The organism is Streptomyces sp. NPDC042371 (assembly GCF_056437465.1).
Genome location: NZ_JBWKAP010000003.1, coordinates 592,315 through 614,112, shown reverse-complemented (window position 1 = coordinate 614,112; position 21,798 = coordinate 592,315). Strand labels below are relative to the sequence as shown.

Genomic DNA, 21,798 nt, shown 5'->3' with positions numbered 1-21,798 from the left:
TGCTACTTCTTCAGCGCCTCGACGACGGAGTCGACGTACTGCTTCATCGACTCGGTGCCGCCGAACATCCAGATGCCGTCGGGCAGCCGGTGCACGTTGCCCTTCTTCACGAACGGCAGCGACGTCCACACCTTGTCCTTCTTCAGAACGCCGGAGAACGGGTTGCTGCCCTTGTCGTCGTCGTTGCCGATGTAGGCGAAGTGCACGTCGTCGTCGAGCTTGGTGAGGCCCTCGACGTCGGTGGCGCCGAGGCCGTACGCTTTGTCGCCCTTGACCGTCCAGTCGTTCTTCAGGCCGAGCTTCTTGTTGACGGCGCCGATGAGCGAGCCGTCGGTGTACGGCCGGATCGAGGTCTGGTTGCCGGTGACGTAGCCGTCGGCGAAGGCGTACTTCGCGCCGCGGCGGCCCGCGTCGGCGAGCGCCTTCTTGCCCTCGGCGAGCTTCGCCTCGAAGTCCTTCTTGAGCTGCGTGGCCCGCTCGGTGGTGCCGGTGGCCTTGGCGAGGAGGTCGAGGTTGGCGGTCATCTGCCCGATCGGGTCCGCGGCGTCGGCGGGCCGCAGGTTCAGGACCGGGGCGATCTTGCGCAGCTGCTTCACGGCGGCGGCGGGCAGATCGGTGGTCGCGATGATGAGGTCGGGCTTCAGGGACGCGATGGTGTCCATGCTCGGCTCGCCGCGCGTGCCGATGTCCTTGGGGTCGTTCTTCAGCGGGGCGGCGGTGTCCCAGGCCTTGTAGCCCTTGACGTCGGCGACGCCGGTCGGGGCGACGCCCAGCGATATCAGGCTCTCGACGGCGTTCCACTCGGTGCCGACGACCTTCTTGGCGGGGCCGTTCTCCAGCTTCACCTCGGCGCCGGTGCCGTCGGTGAGGGTGAGGGACCCGGCGTTCTTCTTCGCGTCGTCGGCGGCGGGCTCGGTGGTGCCGCAGGAGGTCAGGGCGAGGGCCGCGGCGGTGGCGGCCGCCGCGGTGATCAGGAGGCGTCTCATGAGGTGGTGCTGAGCCTTTCGCTTCGCGAGTGGTGGCGGCCCATGGCGCGGGTGCGCAGGCGGCCGGTGAGGGGGTCGGAGTCGACTTCGATGCGGATGCCGTACGTGTCGGTGAGCCGCTGCGGTGTCAGTACCTCTTCGGGGCCGCCGTCCGCGACGACCCGCCCCTCGTCGAGCAGGAGGATCCGGTCGGCGACGGCCGCGGCCTGATCGAGGTCGTGCAGGACGGCGCCGACGGCGATGCCGTGGTCGTCCGCCAGGTCCCGCATGAGGTCGAGGAGTTCGACCTGGTAGCGGAGGTCGAGGTGGTTCGTGGGCTCGTCGAGCAGGAGCACGCCCGTTTCCTGGGCGAGGCATCCCGCGAGCCAGACGCGCTGGAGCTGGCCGCCGGACAGGTGCTCGGCGCCGCGCTCGGCGAGGTCGGTGACGCCCGTCATGGCGAGCGCGCGGTCCACCGCGGCCCGGCCGCCCGGGTCGGCCTTGCCCCAGCGGCCGCGGTGCGGGTAGCGGCCGAACTCGACGACGTCCCGCACGGTCAGGCCGCTGGGTGTGGGGCGTCCTTGGGTGAGCAGGGCGACGTGGCGGGAGAACGCGCGGGGGCTCAGCGCCAGGCCGTCGGTGCCGCCGTCGATGACAAGCTCCGCGGTCCGTGCGCGCTGCAGCCGCGCGAGGGTGCGCAGCAGGGTCGACTTGCCGCTGCCGTTGGGCCCGACCAGGACGGTCACTTCGCCAGGGCGCAGCGTCATCGAGGCGTCGTGGACGACGTCGACGCCGTCGTACGCCACGGTGACGCCCGTGGCCGACAGTTCATGACCCGGGGGGCGCGGGGCCGCTGCGGTCTCTTCACCTACATGCACGCAGCAGAGGTTAGCCTAACCTAATCAAGGTGTGAAACAGGCCTCCGTTTACGGGACACAAGGGGGTATCCGGCCAGTTCGACCGCCCGGTAAATGCTTGGCATGCCGTCGCGGGCGGTCGGGATACTGCACCGATGACCCGCACCGCGCTGTCCCCACCGCTCCGGCCCCGCGCCCTGGTGCCCGGCGATCTCGTCGTCATCGCGTCACTGTCCGGACCTCTCCACAGCGGGTACGAGCCCGACCTGGAGCGGTCGGTGACCGTGCTGGAGCGGATGGGATTCCGCGTGCGCCGGGCGCCACTGCTCGAAGCGGGGCGCCGCCACTGGTGGCACGCGGCCCCGCCCGCGGAGATCGCCGCGGAGTTCAACGCACTCCTGCGCGACCCCGAGGTGCGTGCCGTCATCGCGCACGACGGCGGCGGGGCGGTGCTCGGCTACCTCGACCTGATCGACGTCGACGCGATCGCCGCCGACCCCAAGCCGATCCTCGGTTACAGCGACATCTCGCTGCTGCACCTGGTCCTCCACTCGCGCACGGGCCTGGTCGGCTTCCACGCCGACCTGGCCACGCCCGGCCTCGGCGGGGCATGGCAGACCGCACCCGAGGCGCGCAGAGCGGAACTTGAGAAGCTCTACTCGACGCTGCTGACCAGCACGGAGCCGATCGGCGCACTGCCTGCGAGCCCCACCCGGGAGTGCTGGCGCGCGGGTCGCGCCGAAGGCGTGCTCATCGGTGGGCTGCTCAATCGCATCGCGCTGACGCAGGCGACGCGCTACGCCCTGCCGCTCGAACGGTTCGACGGCGCGGTGCTCTTCTGGGAGGAGATGGGCAGTCAGGCGGCGCACGTGTGGAGCTATCTGCAGGTGCTGCGGCACAGCGGCATCCTCGACCGGATCTCCGGCATGGTCGTGGGCGTGCCGCGCGAGATCCACGGCCTCGGTGGGCCCGACGCGTCCCCGACCCTGCCCGAGCTGGTCCTCGACGTCCTCGGCGACCGCGACATCCCGGTCCTCGGCAACGTCGAGTTCGGCCACGCGGGCCCGAACCTGCCGATGCCGGTCGGCATCCGCGTCGCCCTCGACGCACGGCAGCGGAGCCTGTCGCTGCTCGAACCCGCGGTACGAACCGCTCAGGGTGAGGCCTCGACCCGGCCGTGAGGGCGGCCGGTCGGAGCCTGTGCCATCACCCCGGCCGGGTGGGGTGATGACACAGGCTCTCAGGCGAGGTACGCCAGCCGGTCGCGGCTCACGGGATGCGCGAAGCCGTCGCCCGCGGCCCAGCGGCGCACCTCGTCCACGGCGCTTTCGGCCAGGCGCCGCCACTCGTTGCCCAGGGAGCCCGCGAGGTGCGGGGTGAGCAGGGCGTTGTCCGCGGACCACAACGGGTGCTCCGGCGGCAGGACTTCGGGGTCCGTGACGTCGAGCACGGCACGGATGCGGCCCGCGGTGACGGCTTCGGTGAGCGCGTCCTGGTCGACGATCGGGCCGCGTGCCGTGTTGATGAGGACGGCGTCGGGGCGCATGGCGGCGAGGAGTTCGCGGGTGACGAGGCCACGGGTGGCGGGCAGGAGCGGCGCGTGCACGCTCACCGTGTCGCTGAACGTGAAGAGGTCATCGAGCGCCACGAGCTCCGCGCCGAGTGCGGCGGCCTCCTTCTCCGACACGTACGGGTCGTGCAGCAGCACCCGCAGGTCGTGGGGTCGCAGCAGTTCGATGACGCGGCGTCCGATGAAGGAGGCGGAGAGGATGCCCACCGTACGGCGGTAGTTGCCGGTGCTGCGCGATGTACGCACCCAGTCCACCCTCGTGCGTGCGGTACGGAAGTCGCGGGCGCTCTCCAGGACGCGCTTGTTGGTGAGCAGGATCATCGCGACGGTGTACTCGGCGACGGGCAGCGCGTTGGCCGCGGCGGCCGAGGACACCTCGATGCCGCGCTCCCAGCACGCTTCGGTGACGTGGCCGCGGATGGAGCCCGCCGTGTGGACCACGGCGCGCAGGTTCGGGGCGCCCGCGAGTACCTCGGCGGTGAGCGGCGGGCAGTCCCAGCCGGTGACGAGGAGTTCCGTCCCGGCGAGGACGGCCCTCGCGCGTTCGGTGCCGAAGTCGTCCAGCGGGGGAGGCGGTTCGAGGGTGGTCACCTGCCGCAGGGCGGCGAGGGCCGACGGCTCCAGGACGGCGTCGGCCGCCCTCCGCGACATGGCGAGGGCGGCTCTGGGCCGCTGGGACGGTGACATCTTTCTCCTTCTCGGTACGGGGAGAAGCTCGAAGCCCGGTGCGGGAGGAGTCGTCGTCCCCTCAACGAGGCGCCGGGGCCTGTGCCTGTGCCTGTGCCTGGGCGTGGGTCGGCCCCGGTACTTGCGCCTTCGCGTTCGCGTTCGCCTTCGCCGTACTCTCGCGCACCACCAGCCGCGTAGGCACCAGGTCCGTCCCGGGTGTCGCAGGCGTCCGCTCGCGGATCTGGCGCAGCGCCTCCACCGCGCTCCGCCGGCCCACCTCCGTGAAGTCCTGGTGCACCGTCGTCAGGGGCGGGATGAAGTGCGCAGAGTCCGGTACGTCGTCGAAGCCGACCACGCTGATGTCCTCGGGGACGGACCTGCCCCGCTCGTGGAAGGCGCGCAGGAGACCGAGCGCCATCTGATCGTTGGCGGCGAACACCGCTGTGCAGTCCGGGAGTTCGGCGAGTGCCAGGCCCGCCGCATAGCCCGAGTCGGCCGACCAGTCGCCCCGCACCGGCTCCGGGACCCGGCGTCCGGCCTCCTCCAACGTGGCGCGCCAGGCGCGGGCGCGCCGCTCGCTCGCGTAGGACTCCTCGGGCCCCGCCACGTGCCAGACGGTGTCGTGGCCGAGGTCGAGGAGGTGGCGGACGGCGAGGCGGGCGCCGCCCACCTGGTCGGTGTCGACCACGCGGTAGCGGTCGCCGGAGTCGGTGTCCACGACGACGACGTGCACGCCGGGCGGCAGCGTCACCGTGCCCGCGTCGAGCAGGTGCACCTCGATGAAGACGATGACGGCGTCGACCGCCAGCTCGCCCATCCGGGTGAAGGCGCCCAGCACGTTGTCCTGGGTCGGCACGTCGATGGGGATCATCGTGATGGCGTACCCCTCGGCGGCAGCGTGGGTCGAGATCGCCCCGACCGTCTGGCTGCGGCCGGTGGCGGAGAGGTTGAGGAGGATGACGCCGATGGTGTTGAACTGGCCGTAACGCAGGGCGCGGGCCGCGCTGTTGGGGCGGTAGCCGAGGTCGCGCATGGCCTCAAGGACCTGCTCGCGGGTGGCCGCGACGACGCCGGGGTGACCGTTGGACACCCGGGAGACCGTCTGGGAGGAGACGCCCGCCCGCTTCGCGACATCGGCCATGGACACGCGCTGCTTGCGCCGACCGCCGGGGATTCCCGAACCGCCGCGCTGTGCGCCGCCGTGAACGGGAAGCGGACTTCCCCGTTCGCTCAGCCCCATCGCCCCTCCTCCTCCGTCCCACGGACACCGCGTGGAACTTTACGTGTGAGAAACCTTGACCGGCCGCTGTGACGGGTGCCACCGTACGCGCTACCGAAGTTTACGTAAACATCGCGGTGTTGACCCCACCGCCACCCCCACACCCAGCTCACCCCGAAGCCTCCGCCGCCGCGCGGGCCAGGCCATGTTTACGTAACCACGCTCCCCCGCACCACGTACGAAAGGGAACACCATGGCCATAACCCGGCGTCAGGCCCTGCTGATGGGCACCGCCTTGTCGGTGTCGCTGACCGCGGGCGCCTGCGGCTCCTCCGACGAGGACGGCCCGGGTGCGGAGCCCCTGTCCGACGCCGACCTGCGGGCCGCGCTGAAGGCGGGCGGCAGCATCACGGTCTGGTCCTGGGACGAGCCGATGAAGCCGGTCGTCGCGGACTTCATGGCCAAGTACCCCAAGGTCGAAGTCGACTTGGTCAACGCGGGCACGAACACCGACGCGTACACCGCGCTGCAGAACGCCATCAAGGCGGGCAAGGGCGTGCCGGACATCGCCATGATCGAGTACTACGCCCTTCCGCAGTTCGCCCTCGCCAAGTCCCTCGTGAACCTGCGGGAGTTGGGCGCCGACAAGCTGAAGAGTGCCTTCACCCCTGGCCCCTGGAACGCGGTGCGCGCCGGGACCGACGGCGTGTACGGGCTGCCGATGGACTCGGGCCCGATGGCCCTCTTCTACAACAAGGAGGTCTTCGACAAGCACGGGATCAAGGTGCCGAAGACCTGGGAGGAGTACTTCGCCGCGGCCGGGAAACTGCACGCCGCCGACCCGAAGGCGTACATCACCAACGACACGGGCGACGCGGGGTTCACCACGAGCATGATCTGGCAGGCGGGCGGCAAGCCCTACTCCGTCGACGGCACCCGGGTCGGCGTGGACTTCGCGGACACGGGCAGCAAGAAGTTCGCCGAGTCCTGGCAGCGGCTCATCGACGACAAGCTCCTCGCGCCGGTCACGTCGTGGAGCGACGAGTGGTACAAGGGCCTCGGCGACGGCAGCGTCGCCACGCTGGTGATCGGCGCGTGGATGCCCGCCAGCCTCCAGTCCGGCGTCAAGGCCGCCGCGGGCAAGTGGCGCGTGGCGCCCATGCCGCAGTGGGAGAGCGGGGCGGGCAAGTCCGCCGAGAACGGGGGCAGTTCACTCGTCCTGACGCAGGCGGGCGCCAAAAAGACCCTCGCGTACGCGTTCCTCAAGTACGCCACCGTCGGGGCGGGCGTACAGACGCGCATCGACGAGGGGACGTTCCCCGCCACCACCGAGCACCTCGACTCCCCCGGCTTCCGGGACAAGAAGGTGGCGTACTTCGGCGGCCAGCGGATCAACCAGGTCCTCGCCGAGTCCGCGCGGCAGGTCGTCCCCGGCTGGTCCTACCTGCCCTACCAGGTCTACGCGAACAGCGTCTTCAACGACACCGTCGGCAAGGCGTACGTCGGCGGCACCAGCCTGCGGCAGGGCCTCAAGTCCTGGCAGGACGCATCGGTCAAGTACGGCAAGGAACAGGGCTTCACCATCCAGTAGCCCCACGTCCAGCCCAACAACCGAGGAAACACCATGGCAACTGTGCAATCCGCGGCCGCGGGCCCCCTTCCCGTGCGCACGTCGCGCCGCTCCTGGACCGGGTGGGGGTTCATCGGACCGTTCGCCCTCGTCTTCGCCCTCGTCTTCCTCGCCCCCATCGCGTACTCGGTCTATCTGAGCCTCTTCCAGGACCGGCTGATCGGCGGCACCACGTTCGTCGGGCTCGACAACTACCAACGGGCCTTGCAGGACCGCGAGTTCTGGGAGGGGGTCGGCCGGGTCGGGATGTTCCTCGCCGTGCAGGTGCCGATCATGCTGGGCATCGCGCTGGTGGTGGCGCTCGCGCTGGACAGCGGCCGACTGTACGGAAAGAGCTTCTTCCGGATCGCGATCTTCCTGCCGTACGCCGTGCCCGCGGTGGTCGCCGCGCTGATGTGGGGCTTCCTCTACGGGACCCGGTTCGGCCTGGTTGGGGACCTCAACGAGGCCCTGAACACCGCCCTGCCCGACCCGCTCTCGCCCGGCCTCGTCCTCGCCTCCATCGGCAACATCGTCACGTGGGAGTTCGCGGGCTACAACATGCTCATCTTCTACTCCGCGCTGCGGGTGATCCCCACTTCCCTCTACGAGGCGGCGGAGATCGACGGCGCCGGGCAGCTGCGCGTCATCACCGCCATCAAACTCCCCGCGATCCGGGGCGCGTTGGCCATCGCCACGATCTTCTCGATCATCGGCAGCTTCCAGCTCTTCAACGAGCCGAGCATCCTGCAGAACCTGGCGCCGAACGCCATCACCACCTCGTACACGCCGAACCTCTACACGTACTCGCTGTCGTTCAACGGGCAGCAGCAGAACTACGCCGCGACCGTCGCCATCGTCATGGGCCTGATCACCATGGTGGTCGCCTACGTCGTCCAACTGCGCGGCATGCGAAAGGCAGCGTGACCCATGGGCAGCCCCACCACCGTCACCTCCGAGGCCGGGCCCGTCCCCCCGCGGCGCGGCGCGCCCCCGGCCCCGCGGCTGCGCACCCGGCTGCGCGCCGACCCGCGTGCCCGGCGGGGGCACAGCGTCGCCCGGCCCCGCCGCAGTGTCCTGCTGACCGCGCTCACCGGCCTCGTGGTGGTGTACTCGCTGCTGCCGCTGGCGTGGCTCGTGATCGGTGCCACCAAGTCGCAGAAGGGCCTGGCCTCGTCGTTCGGGCTGTGGTTCGGCGGCGACTTCGCGCTGTGGGACAACATCGCCGAGACGTTCACCTACGACGACGGCGTCTTCACCCGCTGGCTCCTGAACACGCTGCTGTACGTGGTCCTCGGCGCGGGCGGCGCCACGGTCCTCGCGGTGCTCGGCGGGTACGCCCTCGCCAAGTTCGCCTTCCCCGGCAAACGCGCGGTGTTCGCCGTCGTCATCGGCGCGGTCGCGGTGCCGGGCACCGCCCTCGCGATCCCCACATTCCTGATGTTCAGCGAGATGGGTCTGACCAACACCCCGTGGGCGGTCATCATCCCGTCCCTGATCTCGCCGTTCGGCCTCTATCTGATGTGGGTCTTCGCCACCGAGGCCATCCCCACCGAGCTGATGGAGGCCGCCCGCATGGACGGCGCCGGTGAGCTGCGCATCTTCTTCAAGGTCTGCCTTCCGCAGCTGGCCCCCGGCACGGTGACGGTCCTGCTCTTCACCATGGTGCACACCTGGAACAACTACTTCCTGCCGCTGATCATGATCAAGGACCCGGACTGGTATCCGCTGCCCCTCGGTCTCAACTCCTGGAACGCGCAGGCCGCGACCGCCGGTGGCCAGCCCGTCTTCCATCTGGTGATCACCGGGTCGCTGATCACCATCCTGCCGCTCATCGCCGCGTTCCTGCTCCTCCAGAGGTACTGGCAGTCGGGTCTCGCGGCGGGCAGCGTCAAGGAGTAGCTCCTCCCCCTCCCCCCTCAGGCCCCCACGAACACCCCCGTAGCCGAAGGAAAGATTTCGCATGCCCGCACTGACCACGACCTCCGACGGCTTCCTCCTCGACGGCGAGCCGTTCCGGATCGTCTCCGGCGCGATGCACTACTTCCGCGTCCACCCCGCCCAGTGGACCGACCGGCTGCGCAAGGCCCGCCTGATGGGCCTCAACACCATTGAGACGTACGTCCCTTGGAACCTCCACCAGCCCGACCCGAACGGCCCGATCGTCCTCGACGGCCTCCTCGACCTGCCCCGCTATCTGCGGCTGGCCCACACCGAGGGCCTGCGCGTCCTGCTGCGCCCCGGGCCGTTCATCTGCGCCGAGTGGGACGGCGGCGGGCTGCCCTCGTGGCTCACCGCGGACCCTGACATCGGATTGCGCAGCAGCGACCCCCGCTTCACGGACGCGTTCGACCGCTACCTCGACCAGCTGCTGCCCGCGCTCCTGCCGCACATGGCCGCGTCCGGCGGTCCCGTGATCGCCGTACAGGTGGAGAACGAGTACGGGGCCTACGGCAACGACACCGCCTATCTGAAGCACCTGGAGCTCGCCCTGCGCTCGCGCGGGGTGGCGGAGCTGCTGTTCACCTGCGACCAGACCGACCCCGCGCACCTGGCGGCGGGCACCCTGCCGGGCACGCTCGTCACCGGCACCTTCGGCAGCCGCGTCGCGCCCTCGCTGGCCCGCCTCCGGGAGCACCAGCCGGAAGGGCCCCTGATGTGCGCGGAGTTCTGGATCGGCTGGTTCGACCACTGGGGCGAGCCCCACCACGTGCGGGACGCGGCCGACGCCGCCGCCGACCTCGACCTGCTGCTCTCCGCGGGCGCCTCGGTCAACATCTACATGTTCCACGGCGGCACCAACTTCGCTTTCACCAACGGCGCCAACCACGACCACGCCTACTCGCCCATCGTCACCTCCTACGACTACGACGCCCCGCTCACCGAGTCCGGCGACCCCGGCCCGAAGTACCACGCCTTCCGCGAGGTCATCGCCCGCCACGCACCGGTGCCGGACCGGCCGGTACCGGCCCCGAGCCCCAAACTCCCCTGCACCGAGGTCGAGTTCGGGCGCCGAGCGCCGCTCCTGCCGTACGCGCACGTCCTCGCCGAAGGCGTGCGGTCGGAGCTGCCCGTGACGATGGACGAGCTCGGCCTGCGCGCCGGATACGCGCTCTACCGCACCACCGCCCCCGAGGCGGGCGACGGACTGCTGTGCTTCCCCGGCGGTGTCGGCGACCGCGCCCAGGTCTTCCTGGACGGCGCCCCCGTCGGCGTACTCGAACGCGAGCGGCACGAGGAGACCCTGCCCGTCCGGGTGCCGCGCGCGGGCGCGGTCCTCGACGTGCTCGTGGAGAACATGGGCGGGGTCAACTACGGCCCGCGGATCGGCGCCCCCAAGGGCCTGCTCGGCCCGGTCGACCTGAACGGCACGGTCCTGCACGGCTGGGACTGCCATCCCCTGCCCCTCGACGACGTGTCGGCGGTGCCCTTCACCACCGACACGTCCACCACCGACTCGGTGCCCGCCTTCCACCACGGCACGTTCGACGTGACCGTCCCGGCCGACACCTTCCTCGCCCTGCCCGGCTGGACCAAGGGCCAGGCCTGGGTCAACGGCTTCCACCTGGGCCGCTACTGGAACCGCGGCCCGCAGCGCACCCTCTACGTCCCCTCCCCCGTCCTGCGCCCGGGCTCCAACGACGTCGTCCTCCTGGAGCTGCAGGCCACCACCGGCAGGCGGGCGCTGCTCACGGACACCCCGGACCTCGGCCCCGTGGCGCCCTGAGCCGCCCCCGCCCCCGCCCCGCCCCCGCCCCGCCCCTGAGTTTCCCCCCACCCGAGAGGAAGCCCGATGTTCCGACGTGCACTCAGGCCAGCACTGGCCGCATGCGCAAGCGTGCTCCTGCTGCTGACCGCCTCGACCAGCGCGGAAGCCGCACCGGTCACCGTCACCAACGCGACGCAGTTCCCCGACACCGGCGGCAACGGCGTCCACGCCCACGGCGGCGGCGTGCTCAAGGTCGGCTCGCACTACTACTGGTTCGGTGAGAACCGCAACGCCGACAACACCTTCAAGGCGGTCTCGGTCTACCGCTCGACCGACCTGAAGACCTGGGAGTTCAGGAAGAACGTCCTGACCCAGGCCAGCGACCCGGAGCTCGACGTCTCGTACATCGAGCGGCCGAAGGTGATCTACAACAAGGCCACCCACAAGTTCGTCATGTGGATGCACAAGGAGAACGGCAAGGACTACAACGAGGCCCGCGCCGCCGTCGCGGTCTCCGACACCGTCGACGGCGACTACACCTGGAAGGGCAGCTTCCGGCCGCCGAGCGGCACCACGTCCCGCGACCAGACGCTGTTCCAGGACGACGACGGGGCGGCGTACCAGATCACGGCCACGGAGAACAACGCCGACCTGCACATCTACCGGCTCGACGACGACTTCACCGGCTACGACAAGCAGGTGGCCAACCCCTGGCCCGGCCAGTGGCGGGAGGCTCCCGCCCTGTTCAAGCGGGACGGCGTCTACTTCATGCTGACCTCGGGGACCAGCGGCTGGAACCCCAACCAGCAGAAGTACGCCACCGCGGAGAGCCTCGCGGGCCCGTGGAGCGAGATGAAGGACGTCGGCAACGACACCGCCTACGGCTCGCAGACCGCCTTCGTCCTTCCGGTGCAGGGCTCATCGGCCACCTCGTACCTCTACATGGGCGACCGCTGGGGCAACTCCATGGGCGGCACGGTCAACGACTCGCAGTACGTCTGGCTGCCGCTGACCTTCCCGACCAGGACCACCATGGACCTGCCGTGGTACCCGCAGATCTCCCTCGACACGGCCACCGGATCCATCGACGGCGTGGGCGGCGACGCCCGCCACAGCCTCGCCGCCCGGCACAGCGGCAAGTGCGTCGACGTGTCGGGCGACTCGGCCGCCGACGGCGCGGAGGTCGTCCAGCAGGGCTGTGACCAGGGGCTCAACCAGCAGTGGCGGTTCGAGGACGCGGGCGGCGGGTACGTCCGCGTCCTCGCCCAGCACAGCGGCAAGTGCCTGGACGTGGCCGACGAGTCCACCGCCGACGGCGCCACCGTGCACCAGTACCGCTGCACCTCCGGCGCCAACCAGCAGTGGCGGTTCGAGGAGCGGGGCGACGCCGCCTACCGGCTGGTGGCGCGGCACAGCGACAAGTGCCTCGCCGTCGCCGACAAGTCCACGGCGGACGGCGCCCGCCTCGTGCAGGAGACCTGCGGGGACGGCGCCAGCCAGCAGTTCGAGCGCCGCCCGACGGCCTGACCTCCGAGCCGATCGACACCCCCCGAGAAGGGAACACGATGGCACACGGAACACGCCTCACACACCGCACACGCCACACACGTCGTACGCGGCTGCTCACGGCCCTCGGCTCCACGGCCCTGGCCACCACGACCGTCCTCGCGGCGGCCCCGCCCCAGGCAGCCGCTCCCCCCACTGTCACCGTCCAGCCCGATCCCTCCCGTGCCCAGGAGGAGTTCGAGGGCTGGGGCACCAGCCTCGTCTGGTTCGCCAACGCCACCGGCGACTATCCCCCGGAGGTGCGCGAGAAGCTCGCCGACCTCGTCTTCGGCGACAGCGGGCTCGGCCTCAACATCGCCCGCTACAACATCGGCGGCGGCAACGCCCCCGACGTGCGGGACTATCTGCGCCCCGGCGGGGCCGTCCAGGGCTGGTGGCGGGCGCCCGCCGGAACCACCCGTGAGGACACCGACTGGTGGGACCCCGACGACCCCGCACACTGGAACCCCGACGCCGACAGGACACAGCGGTGGTGGGTCGACCGCATCAAAGGCGACATCGACCACTGGGAGACGTTCAGCAACTCACCGCCCTGGTTCATGACGGAGAGCGGGTACGTGTCCGGGGGCTTCGACGCCACCGAGGACCAGCTCAAGGAGGAGTCCGTCGGTGATTTCGCCGCGTACCTCACGGGCGCGACCGAACGCCTGGAGAAGGCGCACGGCATCGAGGTCGACACGATCGCCCCGTTCAACGAGCCCAACACCGACTACTGGAGTACGTGGCTGGGGTCCGACTCGCAGCCCATCGGCGGACGCCAGGAGGGCGCCCACATCGGCCCCGAGCTCCAGCAGAAGGTGCTCCGCGCACTCGCCCCGAAGCTGGCGAAGTCCCGTACGGACGCGAAGATATCGGCGATGGACGAGACCAACCCCACGCTGTTCGCCCAGAACTGGAACTCCTACCCCGCCGAGGTCCGTGGCCTCGTCGACCGGCTCAACGTCCACACGTACGGCACCGAAGGCCGCACCGCCGTGCGGGACTTGGCGAAGGAGGCGGGGAAGCCGCTGTGGATGAGCGAGGTCGAGGGTGAGTGGGATCCGGACGGGCAGGACTTCACCGACATGAAGTCCGGGCTCGGCCTGGCCCAGCACATGGTCGACGACCTGCGTGAACTGGAGCCTTCCGCCTGGGTGTTCTGGCAGCCCGTCGAGGACTACAACAACATGAAGCCCGGCGGGGAGAGCGAGAAGGGCGGCAACTGGGGCAGCATCCAGCTGCCCTTCGACTGCACCGCCAAGGACACCCTGAAGACCTGTCCGATCAGGACCAACACCAAGTTCGACACCGCCCGCAACTTCACGCACACGATCCGGCCGGGCGACCGGCTGGTCACGGTCGACGACACGTCGAGCGCCGCGGCGGTCCGCACGGACGGGGGCGGCGCCACCGTGGTCCACGTCAACTCCGGCGGGGAGGAGCGGTCGGTGACGGTGGACCTCTCGAAGTTCTCCCGCGTGTCGCCGGACGCCACGATGACGCCGGTCGTCACCAGCGCGGGCGGGGCACTGGAGGAGCGGGACCCCGTCCCGGTGACGGACGGCCGGGCCACCTTCACCGTTCCGGCCGAGTCCGTCACCAGTTTCGTCGTGGACGGCGTTTCCTGACGACCGTCAGGGCTGCTCCATGACGCTCGCCCAGGACCAAGGGGCGGCAGGGCTGCCGTCGAGCTCCACGCCGTGCGGAAGGCAGGGCTCGACGGGCAGCATTCCGGCGCCGCGCGCCCACCGGGCGTACTCGTCCGCCTGCGGGGCGCCCGCTCTGCGGAGGGCGGCCACGAGCGCTTCGTGGCAGCTCTCCGTGGCCCAGCCCCGGTCGATCTGCCCGAGCGGGTCGCGGCGCAGGACCTCGTCGACGGCGTCTACGGCCCCGGCCGCGAGGAACTCCTCGATCAGACGGGCGACGCTGTTCATGTGCGTCAGTTCGGCTCCCGCGGCGGCCCGTCGGATCAGGACCGCGCGCGCCTGCGTGAAGCCGTGGGCGGTCAAAGTCTTCAGCAGGGTACTGATGGCGTAGACGTCGGTGAGGGCGACCGCGGCGGCCGCCCGGTCCGCGATCTTCCGGGCGGCCTCCCTCCTGCCCGCCGCGCACAGGGTGTCCACGAGGCCCGCGAGCGCTTCCCGGCCTTCGTAGTCGACCGCGTCGAGCCCGTCCAGGAGGCCGCGGTCGAAGAGGACCTGCACCGCCTCCGCCTGACCGACCTCCGTGAAGGCCCAGAGCACGAACTCCATGGCGTCCACGCTCGGCCTCTCGACGTGCTCGGCGATGTGCCGGGCCAGCCGGGCGGCGGCGTCCTCCGCACCGGCCAGGGACAACTCCCGGACCAGGAAGAACGTCTCGTCCGCAGGAGTGTGGGCGAGCGCCGCCGCCATCAGCGGGGCAAGGGCCCGTTCCCCGCCGAGCTCCCACAGCAGCACGACGACCACACCGACGGAGTCCGGTTCGGTGAGGGTCACATGGGAGACCACCTCCGACGCCAGCGCCTCGAACTCGGCCTCCGCGCCGACCGCGAGCAGCACGCACAGGAGCCCGCGCAATTCCTCCGGGTCCTCGCAGAAGAGCCCGGTCACCGGCTGCCGTGCCAGCACCCGGCGTACGAGCTCGGGCCTGCCGGTGTGGTGGAACAGGTCGAGCAGCGACGCCATCGCCTCCGCGTCCTCCAGGTCGGCCCCCTCCGCCACGCGCTCGGCCAGCACGGCGAACTCGTCCTCGGCCCCCAGCTCCCGGAGCGCCACGAGGAACCCGCAGAGGAAGGACGCGACGTCGAAGAGGTCCGGGTGGCCGACGACGTCGATGTGGCGGGCGGGCGAGCGGCCGAGCAGCGTGCGCACACCGTCCTCGTCCCCGGCCTTCCTGAGCACCTGGAGGAGCCGCGAGACGGTACCGACGTCGGTGAGCCCGGTCCGGGCGGCGGGGTCGAGAGCGAGCAGGTCGCGCACGGCCCGCTCCGCCCCGGCCTGCTGCAACGCGCCGATCAAATACGGGAGTTCGTCCGGATCGAGGTCCACCGCCCCGTCCACGATGCGAGCGGCCAGGACCGCCGCCGCCCGAGACTCACCGACGATGCCGAACACGTCCAGGAGCCGGGTGGTGTGCCACGTGTTCGTCAGGTCCGCGTGAGTGGCGGCGCGGTGCGCCAGCAGTCCGACGACGCGCCGTGCGGGCCGCCCCGCGGTCGCCTTCGCGAGGTGCGGCAGCACCCAGACGATTCCCTCCGTGGCGGTCCGGTCGACGTGGGCGGCCAGGGAGTCGACGAGGGCATCGACGACTTCGGCCGTGACGCCGACCTTCGTCAGGCGTTCGGCCAGCTCGCCGACGGCCTGCACGTCCGCCGGGTCGGCGGCCTCGACGAGGCGCCGCGCGAGCGTGTCCAAGGCCTCCTGGTCGCCTGATGCGTGCAGCGCCGCAAGGAGCTCGTTCACGGCCCGGTCGCCCGACGGACCCACGTGCGCGGCGGCCCAGACGGCGGCTCGCGCGGCGTCGGGGTGTCGCCGGGTGCGCTCGACGATACGTACGCACGCGTCGTCACTGCCCGCGAGCGCGGCCCGCCGGTCGAGCCCGAGGGCGTACCGGAACAGTCCGCGCCGCCAGGCCGCCGCCTGGAGCCTGTGCAGGTCCTCGGTGTCGTCCGTGTGCCGGACGAGCGCCTCCCACAGGGCCGCGGTGCCCGGCGGGGCCGCGTGGGGCGGCGCGGTGTGCTGGAGGAGGTAGTCGGCGGGTTCGTAGCGGGGCCTGGCCCCGGCGGACTCCCGCACTGCGCGCAGCGGGGTGAGGGTGCTGCGGATGTCGGCGCGCGAGCCGTCGCCGCGCACGCCGTCGGTCAGCGCCGCCAGGTCGGTTGCGGCCCAGTCGGCGCGGGAGGCCCGGTGGTGCGGGGCGAGGGCGGCGTCGGCCGCCGCCGCGAGGAGTTCGCCGCCGAGCGGCGTCTGGTGGCCGAGCCTGCGGGCGCCGAGGGCGGCGGTGACCAGGGCGTGCTCGCGCGGGGTGAAGTGCCCCTCGGGACCGCTCACATATGCGTCGAGAAGTTCGGGCCCGCCGCTGAGGTGCTGGACGACCTGTCCGTCGGCCGCACCGGCCCGCCCCGCGGAGTGGAGCCGGGCGTCCTCGCGGTCGCGGGCGAGTTGCCGCCACTGGTCGAGCTCTTCGGGGGTGAGGGTGCGCGGGACCGTGAAGTGCCGGGCGTGCGCTCCGGTGAGCAGGACCCGGGTGTGCCTGGACGGGTCGTCGTCCCGTCCCTGGGCGGTGAACTGACGCCAGTACGGGTCCTTCCAGAGGGCGGCGACGGCGACGATGCCGGGCTGCTCCTGGAGGACGGCGGTCAGCGCGACCGCGGCGTCGTCCCCTTCCCGGTCGAGCAGGATCCGCTGCACCTCGTTCAGCCACAGCACACACCCTTCGCCCACCTCACCGCGGGCGATCAGGTCGAGCAGGGCGCGGGCGGTGGGCGGCCGGAGCAGCCTGTGGTCCGGCGCCACGGCCAGGACCGCTTCGTACAGGGCCCGCGTCTTGCCGGTCGACGATTCGCCGGTCAGCACGCCCAGGGCGGAAGGGCCGCCGGACGCGGCGGACTTGAGGTGCTCGCGAAGGGCGCGGTCGTGGGTGCGGGGGAGGTAGGGGGTGAGGGTGGGTGGGGTGAGTGGTGTGGGGGACGTGGGCGGGGTGGGTGGTGCGGCGGGGCGGCCGGGCAGGGGCGCTTCGCGGACCTCGAGCAGCCAGGGGGTGAGGTCTCTGGCCGTGCGGTGGGTAGTGGGGGCTCCGGGGGTGGGAGGGGATCCGTGTCCGGCAGACGCATCGTGGCCCGAAGCCGCACCGCGTCCGGCAGACGCATCGTGGCCCGAAGCCGCACCGCGTCCGGCAGACGCATCGTGGCCCGAAGCCGCACCGTGTCCGGCGGACGCCCGCCCACACGCTTCGTTCGTGCGCTCGCGCTTCCACTCGTCGCAGGCCTCGTCCAGCAGGTTCCGCAGGGCGCGGCCGGGCGGCGGCTCTCCCGACCACTCGGCCCAGAGGCCCGCGAGCGCGACGACCCGGTCGTGGCTGCGTGGCTGGGGGATGCTCATGGCTTCCGGCTCTTCGGGCGTCCAGTCGTTGATCCGCTGGCCGGAGAAGCCGGGTGCGCCGCCGCGGCCCGAGGCCTTGAGTTCGCGCTCCACCGTGGCCTGGGAGTCGGAGAGCCCCTGGGCGCGCCGGGCAGCCTCCGCCCTCGCGCGCAGCCCGCGCAGGTGTGCCCACAGCCGCTGTCGAGCCGAACCCATCGCCCCGTCCCTCCCCCGTGCGTGCCGACGCCCGTTCCAGCCGGATCGGGTGTTCCGGGTGCCGGTCCGTGAAGGCGCTGGCCAGCAGGATAGTTCGCCGGGCGCGCCCGGTCCGCCCGCTTCGCCCGGGAGTACGGGGCGTGGGAGCCGGGCGGCCGCAGGGTGATGCCACCGGCCGCGCACGAGGTGCGGCCAGGGGCAACGCCCCCTTGAGGAGCGGAGGTTCGCATGCCGTACGAAGGTGATGGCGACGGGAGAACGGGAGAGGGCCGCCACGACCCCGTGGAGGAACGGAACCTGCCCCTCTGGTCGGCGGCCCGTCGCCACGCCGTCCTCAGCGTGGCCGACATGTCGGGGCCTCTTCTCCTCGTCATCGCCGACTGGTGGGTCCGTATCCACTGAGCCGGTGGATTGTCCGGTTCCGGCGGCTGGAGGGCGGGCGGCCGGGCCGGACAATGAGGGGCGGGGGTGGTGACGGTGCCACGGGGAGAGCGGCCGCTGGAGGACGACGGTGGCGAGCTCACCGGATTCGCCGCCGACCTGCGGCGGTTGAGGGAGAAGGCGGGCAGCCCCCCGTACCGTCGGCTGGCCCGCGACGCCCACTACTCCTCGACGACGCTGGCGGACGCGGCGGGCGGCCGCAGGCTCCCCAGCCTGCCGGTCACCCTCGCCTATGTGCGGGCGTGCGGCGGGGACGTGGCCGTATGGGAGGCGAGGTGGCGTGCGCTCGGCGCCCGGCTCGCGGCCACGGACGACCGTACCGGCGAGCTGCCCGGCTCCGATGATCCGGAGCAGCGCGGACCGTACGTGGGACTCGCCGCGTTCCAACCGGAGGACGCCGCCTGGTTCTTCGGGCGGGAACAGCTCACCGACGACCTGGTCGGGCGGGTGCGTTCCCGGCGCTTCCTCGCCGTGTTCGGCGCGTCCGGGTCGGGGAAGTCCTCGCTGCTGAGGGCGGGACTGCTGCCCCGTGTGCGGGACGGCGCGGGGGCCGGGAGCGGGACCCGCTGGACCACCGTGCTCTTCGCACCCGGCCCCCACCCCCTCGAAGAGTGCGCCGCACGCCTCGCCGCCGTCACCAACGGCTCCCCGACCACCCTGCACACGGACCTCGTGACGGATCCACGAGCCCTGCACCTGACCGTGCTCAAGGCGCTGGCCGACCAGCCCGACGACGCCGAACTCCTCCTGGTCGTCGACCAGTTCGAGGAGATGTTCACGCTCTGCTCCGACGACCGGGAACGCACGCGGTTCATCACCGCCCTGCTCACCGCCGCCCGGACGCCCAACAGCCGGACGCGCGTCGTACTGGGCGTGCGCGCCGACTTCTACGCCCGCTGCGCACAGCACCCGGAGCTCGTGGAAGCCTTGCGCGACGCCCAGTTGCTGGTGGGCCCGATGACCACCGACGAGCTGCGCCGGGCGATCAGCAGGCCCGCCGCGCGCGCCGACTGCACGGTCGAGGGGGCGCTGCTCGCCCGCGTGATCGCCGATGCCACCGGTCGCGCCACGGTGCTGCCGCTGGTCTCCCACGCGCTGCGCGAGACCTGGCGGCGCCGCCGCGGGAACACGCTCACGCTCGCCGGGTACGAGGCCGCGGGCGGCATCCGGCACGCCCTGGGCCAGACGGCGGAGGCGGTCCACGCCGGTTTCGACGACGGTCAGCGGCGGCTGGCCCGCACACTCCTGCTGCGCCTCGTCGCGGTCGGCGAGGGCACCGACGCCACGAGGCGGCGACCGGCCCGCGCGGACCTGGACTCCCTGGGCCTGGCAGGCTCAGGACCCGCGGACGTGCGGACGGTGCTCGACGCGCTGGCCAGGGCCCGCCTGATCACCCTGGACACGGAGACGGTCGAGCTCACGCACGAGGCCCTGCTGCAGGCCTGGCCACGGCTGCGGCACTGGATCGACGAGGACCGGGCGGGGCTGCTGCTGCGCCAGCGGCTGAGCGACGCGGCGACCGCGTGGGACCGCGAGCACCGCGACCCGGGCGCGCTGTACCGCGGCACGCGCCTCGACGCGGCGGAGGACTCCTTCGCCCCCACCACCTCCGCCGATGGCGCCTCCGGCAGCGCCCCCTCCAGGGACAGTCCCTACGTCGTCGGCACGCACCCCCACCCCGAACTCACCACCCTGGAGCACGACTTCCTCGCAGCCAGCACCGCGGCCCGGGAGCGGGAGCGGCTCGCCGAGGCGCGCACCACCCGGCGGCTGCGGCGCTTCACCCTCGCCCTCTCCGTCCTCCTGCTCCTCGCGCTGCTCTCGGGCCTGCTCGCCTGGGACCAGTACCGGACCAGCGAGGGCAACCGGCGCGAGGCCGTCGCCGAGCAGCGCAGCGCCCTGTCCCGGCAGCTCGCCGCGCAGTCGGCCGCCCTCCTCTCCGCCGACTCCGACCTCGCCTCGCTCCTCGCGGTGTACGCCTACCGGATCCGCCCCACCGCCGAGGCCACCGCCGGTCTCTTCGCCGCGGCCTCGCTCCCCTTGCAACAGCGCATGGAGGGGCACCGGGGCGAGGTGAAGGCGGTGGCCTTCAGTTCCGATGCCCGGACCGTGGCCAGCGGCGGCAAGGACGGGACCGTACGCCTGTGGAACAGCGTGACCGGCAGGCAGAGCAGAGTGCTGACAGGCCATCAAGGCGCCGTGACCAGCGTCGCGTTCAGCCCTGACGGACACACCGTGGCCGGTGGCGGCGCCGACGGAACCGTACGGCTGTGGAACACGGCCACCGGATCGTCACGCGCCCTCGCGACCGGCGGCCATCGGGGCGAGGTGAGAGCGGTGGCGTTCAGTCCGGACGGGCGCACGGTCGCCAGCGGGGGTGATGACGGCACCGTACGACTGTGGGTGGCGGCCTCCGGCGAAGAGCGGCGCATGCTGAAGGGGCATCAGGGGGCCCCGCAGACCGTGGCGTTCAGTCCGGACGGGCGCACGGTCGCCAGCGGGGGCGACGACGGGACCGTACGGCTGTGGGACACGGCGACCGGCAAAGGGCACGTCCTGCGGGCCGGGCGACGCAGTCCCGTCGCGACGGTCGCGTTCAGTCCCGACGGCCGTACGGTGACCGGCGGCGCCCGCGACGGCACCGTACAGGTGTGGACCGTGGCCACCGGCAAGGAGCGCGGCACGCTCGCCGAACGCCGCAGGGACGCCGAGTCGGTGGCCTTCAGCCCCGACCGCCGTACGGTGCTCAGTGGCCAGCACGACGGCACCGTGCGGCTGTGGGACGCGGCGACCGGGTCGCTGCGCGCGGTGCTGGCCGGGCACCGGGGCTCGGTGTCCGCCGCCGCGTTCAGCCCGGACGGGAGCACGGTGGCCAGCGGCGGACGCGACGGCACGGTGCGGGTGTGGGCGGTGGCGACCGGCAGGGAGCGCGTCACGGTGACCGGTCGGCAGGGTGCCGTGCGGTCGGTGGCCTTCAGTTCGGACGGGCGCACGGTGGCGGGTGGTGGCGCCCGCGACGGCACCGTACGGGTGTGGGACGCGGCCAATGGCAGGACGCGGCGGGTGCTGACGGGACATCAGGGGATCGTACGAACCGTGGCGTTCAGCCCGGACGGGCGCACTCTCGCCAGCGGCGGCGATGACGGAACCGTACGGCTGCGGGACGCGGCGACCGGTAGGACGCGGGAGGTGCTGACTGGGCATCAAGGCGCTGTGTATTCCGTGGCGTTCAGCCGCGATGGGCGCACCGTCGCCGCCGGTGGCAAGGGTCGCGGCGGTGGAGACGTACGGCTGTGGAACGCGGAGACCGGCGAGCCGCGCGGCGCCTCGTACGGGCAGCGGGAAACCGTTTGGTCCGTGGCGTTCGGAGCCGACGGACACACCGTCGCCGTCGGAGGCGACGGCGGAACCCTTCGGCTGTGGGACGCCGCCCGGGGCAGGACCCGCGTCCTGCGCACCGGCACCAAGTCCCCGGTACGGAGCGTGGCGTTCAGCCCGGACGGGCGCACCGTCGCCGGAGGCAGCGAGGACGGCACGGTGCGGCTCTGGGACACGGCCACGGGCACGGCCCGCGCCACACTGACCGGGAACCGCCGCGGCGCCCAGTCGGTGGCGTTCAGCCCCGACGGGCGGACGGTGGCCGGTGGGGACCGGGACGGCACCGTGCGGCTGTGGGACGCCGCGACCGGGCTCCAGAACTCCGTCCTGGCCGGGCACGAAGGCGCCGTGTGGTCCGTGGCGTTCAGCCCGGACGGACGGACCGTCGCCAGCGGCGGCGAGGACGGCACGCTGCGGCTCTGGGGTGTGCTCCGGGGCACGGGCGAGGCCGTCGACCGGATCTGCCGCTCGCTGCGCCGGGATCTCAGCCGGGGGGAACGCGCCCGCTACCTCAACGCCCCGGACGGCGAGTGGCCCCGGCGGGCCTGCGCGCACTGACA

At 72.1% G+C, this 21,798-nt stretch carries 13 protein-coding genes and 1 pseudogene; 9 read left to right on the top strand and 5 right to left on the bottom strand.

Going from position 1 to position 21,798, the window contains the following annotated elements; all coding sequences use genetic code 11:
• Nucleotides 1–2: 2 nt before the first annotated feature.
• Both AC068B_RS12190 and AC068B_RS12185 read right to left on the bottom strand, forming a co-directional pair.
• Entirely contained in the window at nucleotides 3–986 is a 984-nt protein-coding gene (locus AC068B_RS12190) for an ABC transporter substrate-binding protein (protein WP_478671002.1), read from the bottom strand.
• Nucleotides 983–1,735 (bottom strand): annotated as a pseudogene (locus tag AC068B_RS12185) (ABC transporter ATP-binding protein); the annotation flags it as partial. The gene AC068B_RS12190 and the pseudogene AC068B_RS12185, both read right to left, overlap by 4 nt.
• A 242-nt stretch (nucleotides 1,736–1,977) precedes the next feature.
• On the opposite strand from AC068B_RS12185, the gene AC068B_RS12180 reads away from it, so the two are divergent.
• The gene (locus AC068B_RS12180; RefSeq protein ID WP_478671001.1) at nucleotides 1,978–3,003 is read left to right on the top strand and encodes a S66 peptidase family protein; all 1,026 of its coding nucleotides are present in this window, start codon (nucleotides 1,978–1,980) and stop codon (nucleotides 3,001–3,003) included.
• A gap of 59 nt (nucleotides 3,004–3,062) precedes the next feature.
• On the opposite strand, the gene AC068B_RS12175 is transcribed toward AC068B_RS12180, so the two are convergent.
• Both AC068B_RS12175 and AC068B_RS12170 read right to left on the bottom strand, forming a co-directional pair.
• Nucleotides 3,063–4,079, bottom strand: coding sequence for a hydroxyacid dehydrogenase (locus tag AC068B_RS12175; protein ID WP_478671000.1), 1,017 nt, complete (start codon nucleotides 4,077–4,079; stop codon nucleotides 3,063–3,065).
• Between the two features lie 61 nt (nucleotides 4,080–4,140).
• Complete coding sequence (locus AC068B_RS12170; protein WP_478670998.1) at nucleotides 4,141–5,202, bottom strand: LacI family DNA-binding transcriptional regulator; 1,062 nt, start codon at nucleotides 5,200–5,202, stop codon at nucleotides 4,141–4,143.
• A 331-nt stretch (nucleotides 5,203–5,533) separates the two neighbouring features.
• Between AC068B_RS12170 and AC068B_RS12165 the strand changes: the two genes are divergently transcribed.
• From AC068B_RS12165 to AC068B_RS12140, 6 genes are all read left to right on the top strand, one after another.
• The gene (locus AC068B_RS12165; protein ID WP_478670997.1) at nucleotides 5,534–6,871 is read left to right on the top strand and encodes an ABC transporter substrate-binding protein; all 1,338 of its coding nucleotides are present in this window, start codon (nucleotides 5,534–5,536) and stop codon (nucleotides 6,869–6,871) included.
• A 33-nt stretch (nucleotides 6,872–6,904) separates the two neighbouring features.
• The gene (locus tag AC068B_RS12160; RefSeq protein ID WP_478670995.1) at nucleotides 6,905–7,816 is read left to right on the top strand and encodes a carbohydrate ABC transporter permease; all 912 of its coding nucleotides are present in this window, start codon (nucleotides 6,905–6,907) and stop codon (nucleotides 7,814–7,816) included.
• Between the two features lie 3 nt (nucleotides 7,817–7,819).
• Entirely contained in the window at nucleotides 7,820–8,791 is a 972-nt protein-coding gene (locus AC068B_RS12155) for a carbohydrate ABC transporter permease (RefSeq protein WP_478670993.1), read from the top strand.
• 61 nt (nucleotides 8,792–8,852) lie between these two features.
• Complete coding sequence (locus tag AC068B_RS12150) at nucleotides 8,853–10,616, top strand: glycoside hydrolase family 35 protein (protein WP_478670992.1); 1,764 nt, start codon at nucleotides 8,853–8,855, stop codon at nucleotides 10,614–10,616.
• Between the two features lie 66 nt (nucleotides 10,617–10,682).
• The gene (locus AC068B_RS12145) at nucleotides 10,683–12,125 is read left to right on the top strand and encodes an RICIN domain-containing protein (protein ID WP_478670989.1); all 1,443 of its coding nucleotides are present in this window, start codon (nucleotides 10,683–10,685) and stop codon (nucleotides 12,123–12,125) included.
• A gap of 38 nt (nucleotides 12,126–12,163) precedes the next feature.
• Nucleotides 12,164–13,771, top strand: coding sequence for a glycoside hydrolase (locus tag AC068B_RS12140; RefSeq protein ID WP_478670988.1), 1,608 nt, complete (start codon nucleotides 12,164–12,166; stop codon nucleotides 13,769–13,771).
• Nucleotides 13,772–13,777: 6 nt separating this feature from the next.
• Here AC068B_RS12140 and AC068B_RS12135 read toward each other — a convergent pair whose 3' ends face one another.
• Nucleotides 13,778–17,419, bottom strand: coding sequence for a hypothetical protein (locus tag AC068B_RS12135; protein WP_478670987.1), 3,642 nt, complete (start codon nucleotides 17,417–17,419; stop codon nucleotides 13,778–13,780).
• Between the two features lie 228 nt (nucleotides 17,420–17,647).
• Between AC068B_RS12135 and AC068B_RS12130 the strand changes: the two genes are divergently transcribed.
• Both AC068B_RS12130 and AC068B_RS12125 read left to right on the top strand, forming a co-directional pair.
• Nucleotides 17,648–17,821 carry a hypothetical protein gene (locus AC068B_RS12130; protein WP_478670984.1) on the top strand — a complete coding sequence of 58 codons (174 nt, stop codon included), beginning with the start codon at nucleotides 17,648–17,650 and terminating at the stop codon, nucleotides 17,819–17,821.
• A gap of 69 nt (nucleotides 17,822–17,890) precedes the next feature.
• Nucleotides 17,891–21,796, top strand: coding sequence for a WD40 repeat domain-containing protein (locus AC068B_RS12125; RefSeq protein WP_478670983.1), 3,906 nt, complete (start codon nucleotides 17,891–17,893; stop codon nucleotides 21,794–21,796).
• Nucleotides 21,797–21,798 lie beyond the last annotated feature (2 nt).

What these genes read in the sequence shown, in the direction of transcription:
- AC068B_RS12190 (WP_478671002.1), bottom strand. Translation starts at nt 986, where the DNA reads ATGAGACGCCTCCTGATCACCGCGGCGGCCGCCACCGCCGCGGCCCTC.
- AC068B_RS12180 (WP_478671001.1), top strand. Translation starts at nt 1,978, where the DNA reads ATGACCCGCACCGCGCTGTCCCCACCGCTCCGGCCCCGCGCCCTGGTG.
- AC068B_RS12175 (WP_478671000.1), bottom strand. Translation starts at nt 4,079, where the DNA reads ATGTCACCGTCCCAGCGGCCCAGAGCCGCCCTCGCCATGTCGCGGAGG.
- AC068B_RS12170 (WP_478670998.1), bottom strand. Translation starts at nt 5,202, where the DNA reads ATGGCCGATGTCGCGAAGCGGGCGGGCGTCTCCTCCCAGACGGTCTCC.
- AC068B_RS12165 (WP_478670997.1), top strand. Translation starts at nt 5,534, where the DNA reads ATGGCCATAACCCGGCGTCAGGCCCTGCTGATGGGCACCGCCTTGTCG.
- AC068B_RS12160 (WP_478670995.1), top strand. Translation starts at nt 6,905, where the DNA reads ATGGCAACTGTGCAATCCGCGGCCGCGGGCCCCCTTCCCGTGCGCACG.
- AC068B_RS12155 (WP_478670993.1), top strand. Translation starts at nt 7,820, where the DNA reads ATGGGCAGCCCCACCACCGTCACCTCCGAGGCCGGGCCCGTCCCCCCG.
- AC068B_RS12150 (WP_478670992.1), top strand. Translation starts at nt 8,853, where the DNA reads ATGCCCGCACTGACCACGACCTCCGACGGCTTCCTCCTCGACGGCGAG.
- AC068B_RS12145 (WP_478670989.1), top strand. Translation starts at nt 10,683, where the DNA reads ATGTTCCGACGTGCACTCAGGCCAGCACTGGCCGCATGCGCAAGCGTG.
- AC068B_RS12140 (WP_478670988.1), top strand. Translation starts at nt 12,164, where the DNA reads ATGGCACACGGAACACGCCTCACACACCGCACACGCCACACACGTCGT.
- AC068B_RS12135 (WP_478670987.1), bottom strand. Translation starts at nt 17,419, where the DNA reads ATGGGTTCGGCTCGACAGCGGCTGTGGGCACACCTGCGCGGGCTGCGC.
- AC068B_RS12130 (WP_478670984.1), top strand. Translation starts at nt 17,648, where the DNA reads ATGCCGTACGAAGGTGATGGCGACGGGAGAACGGGAGAGGGCCGCCAC.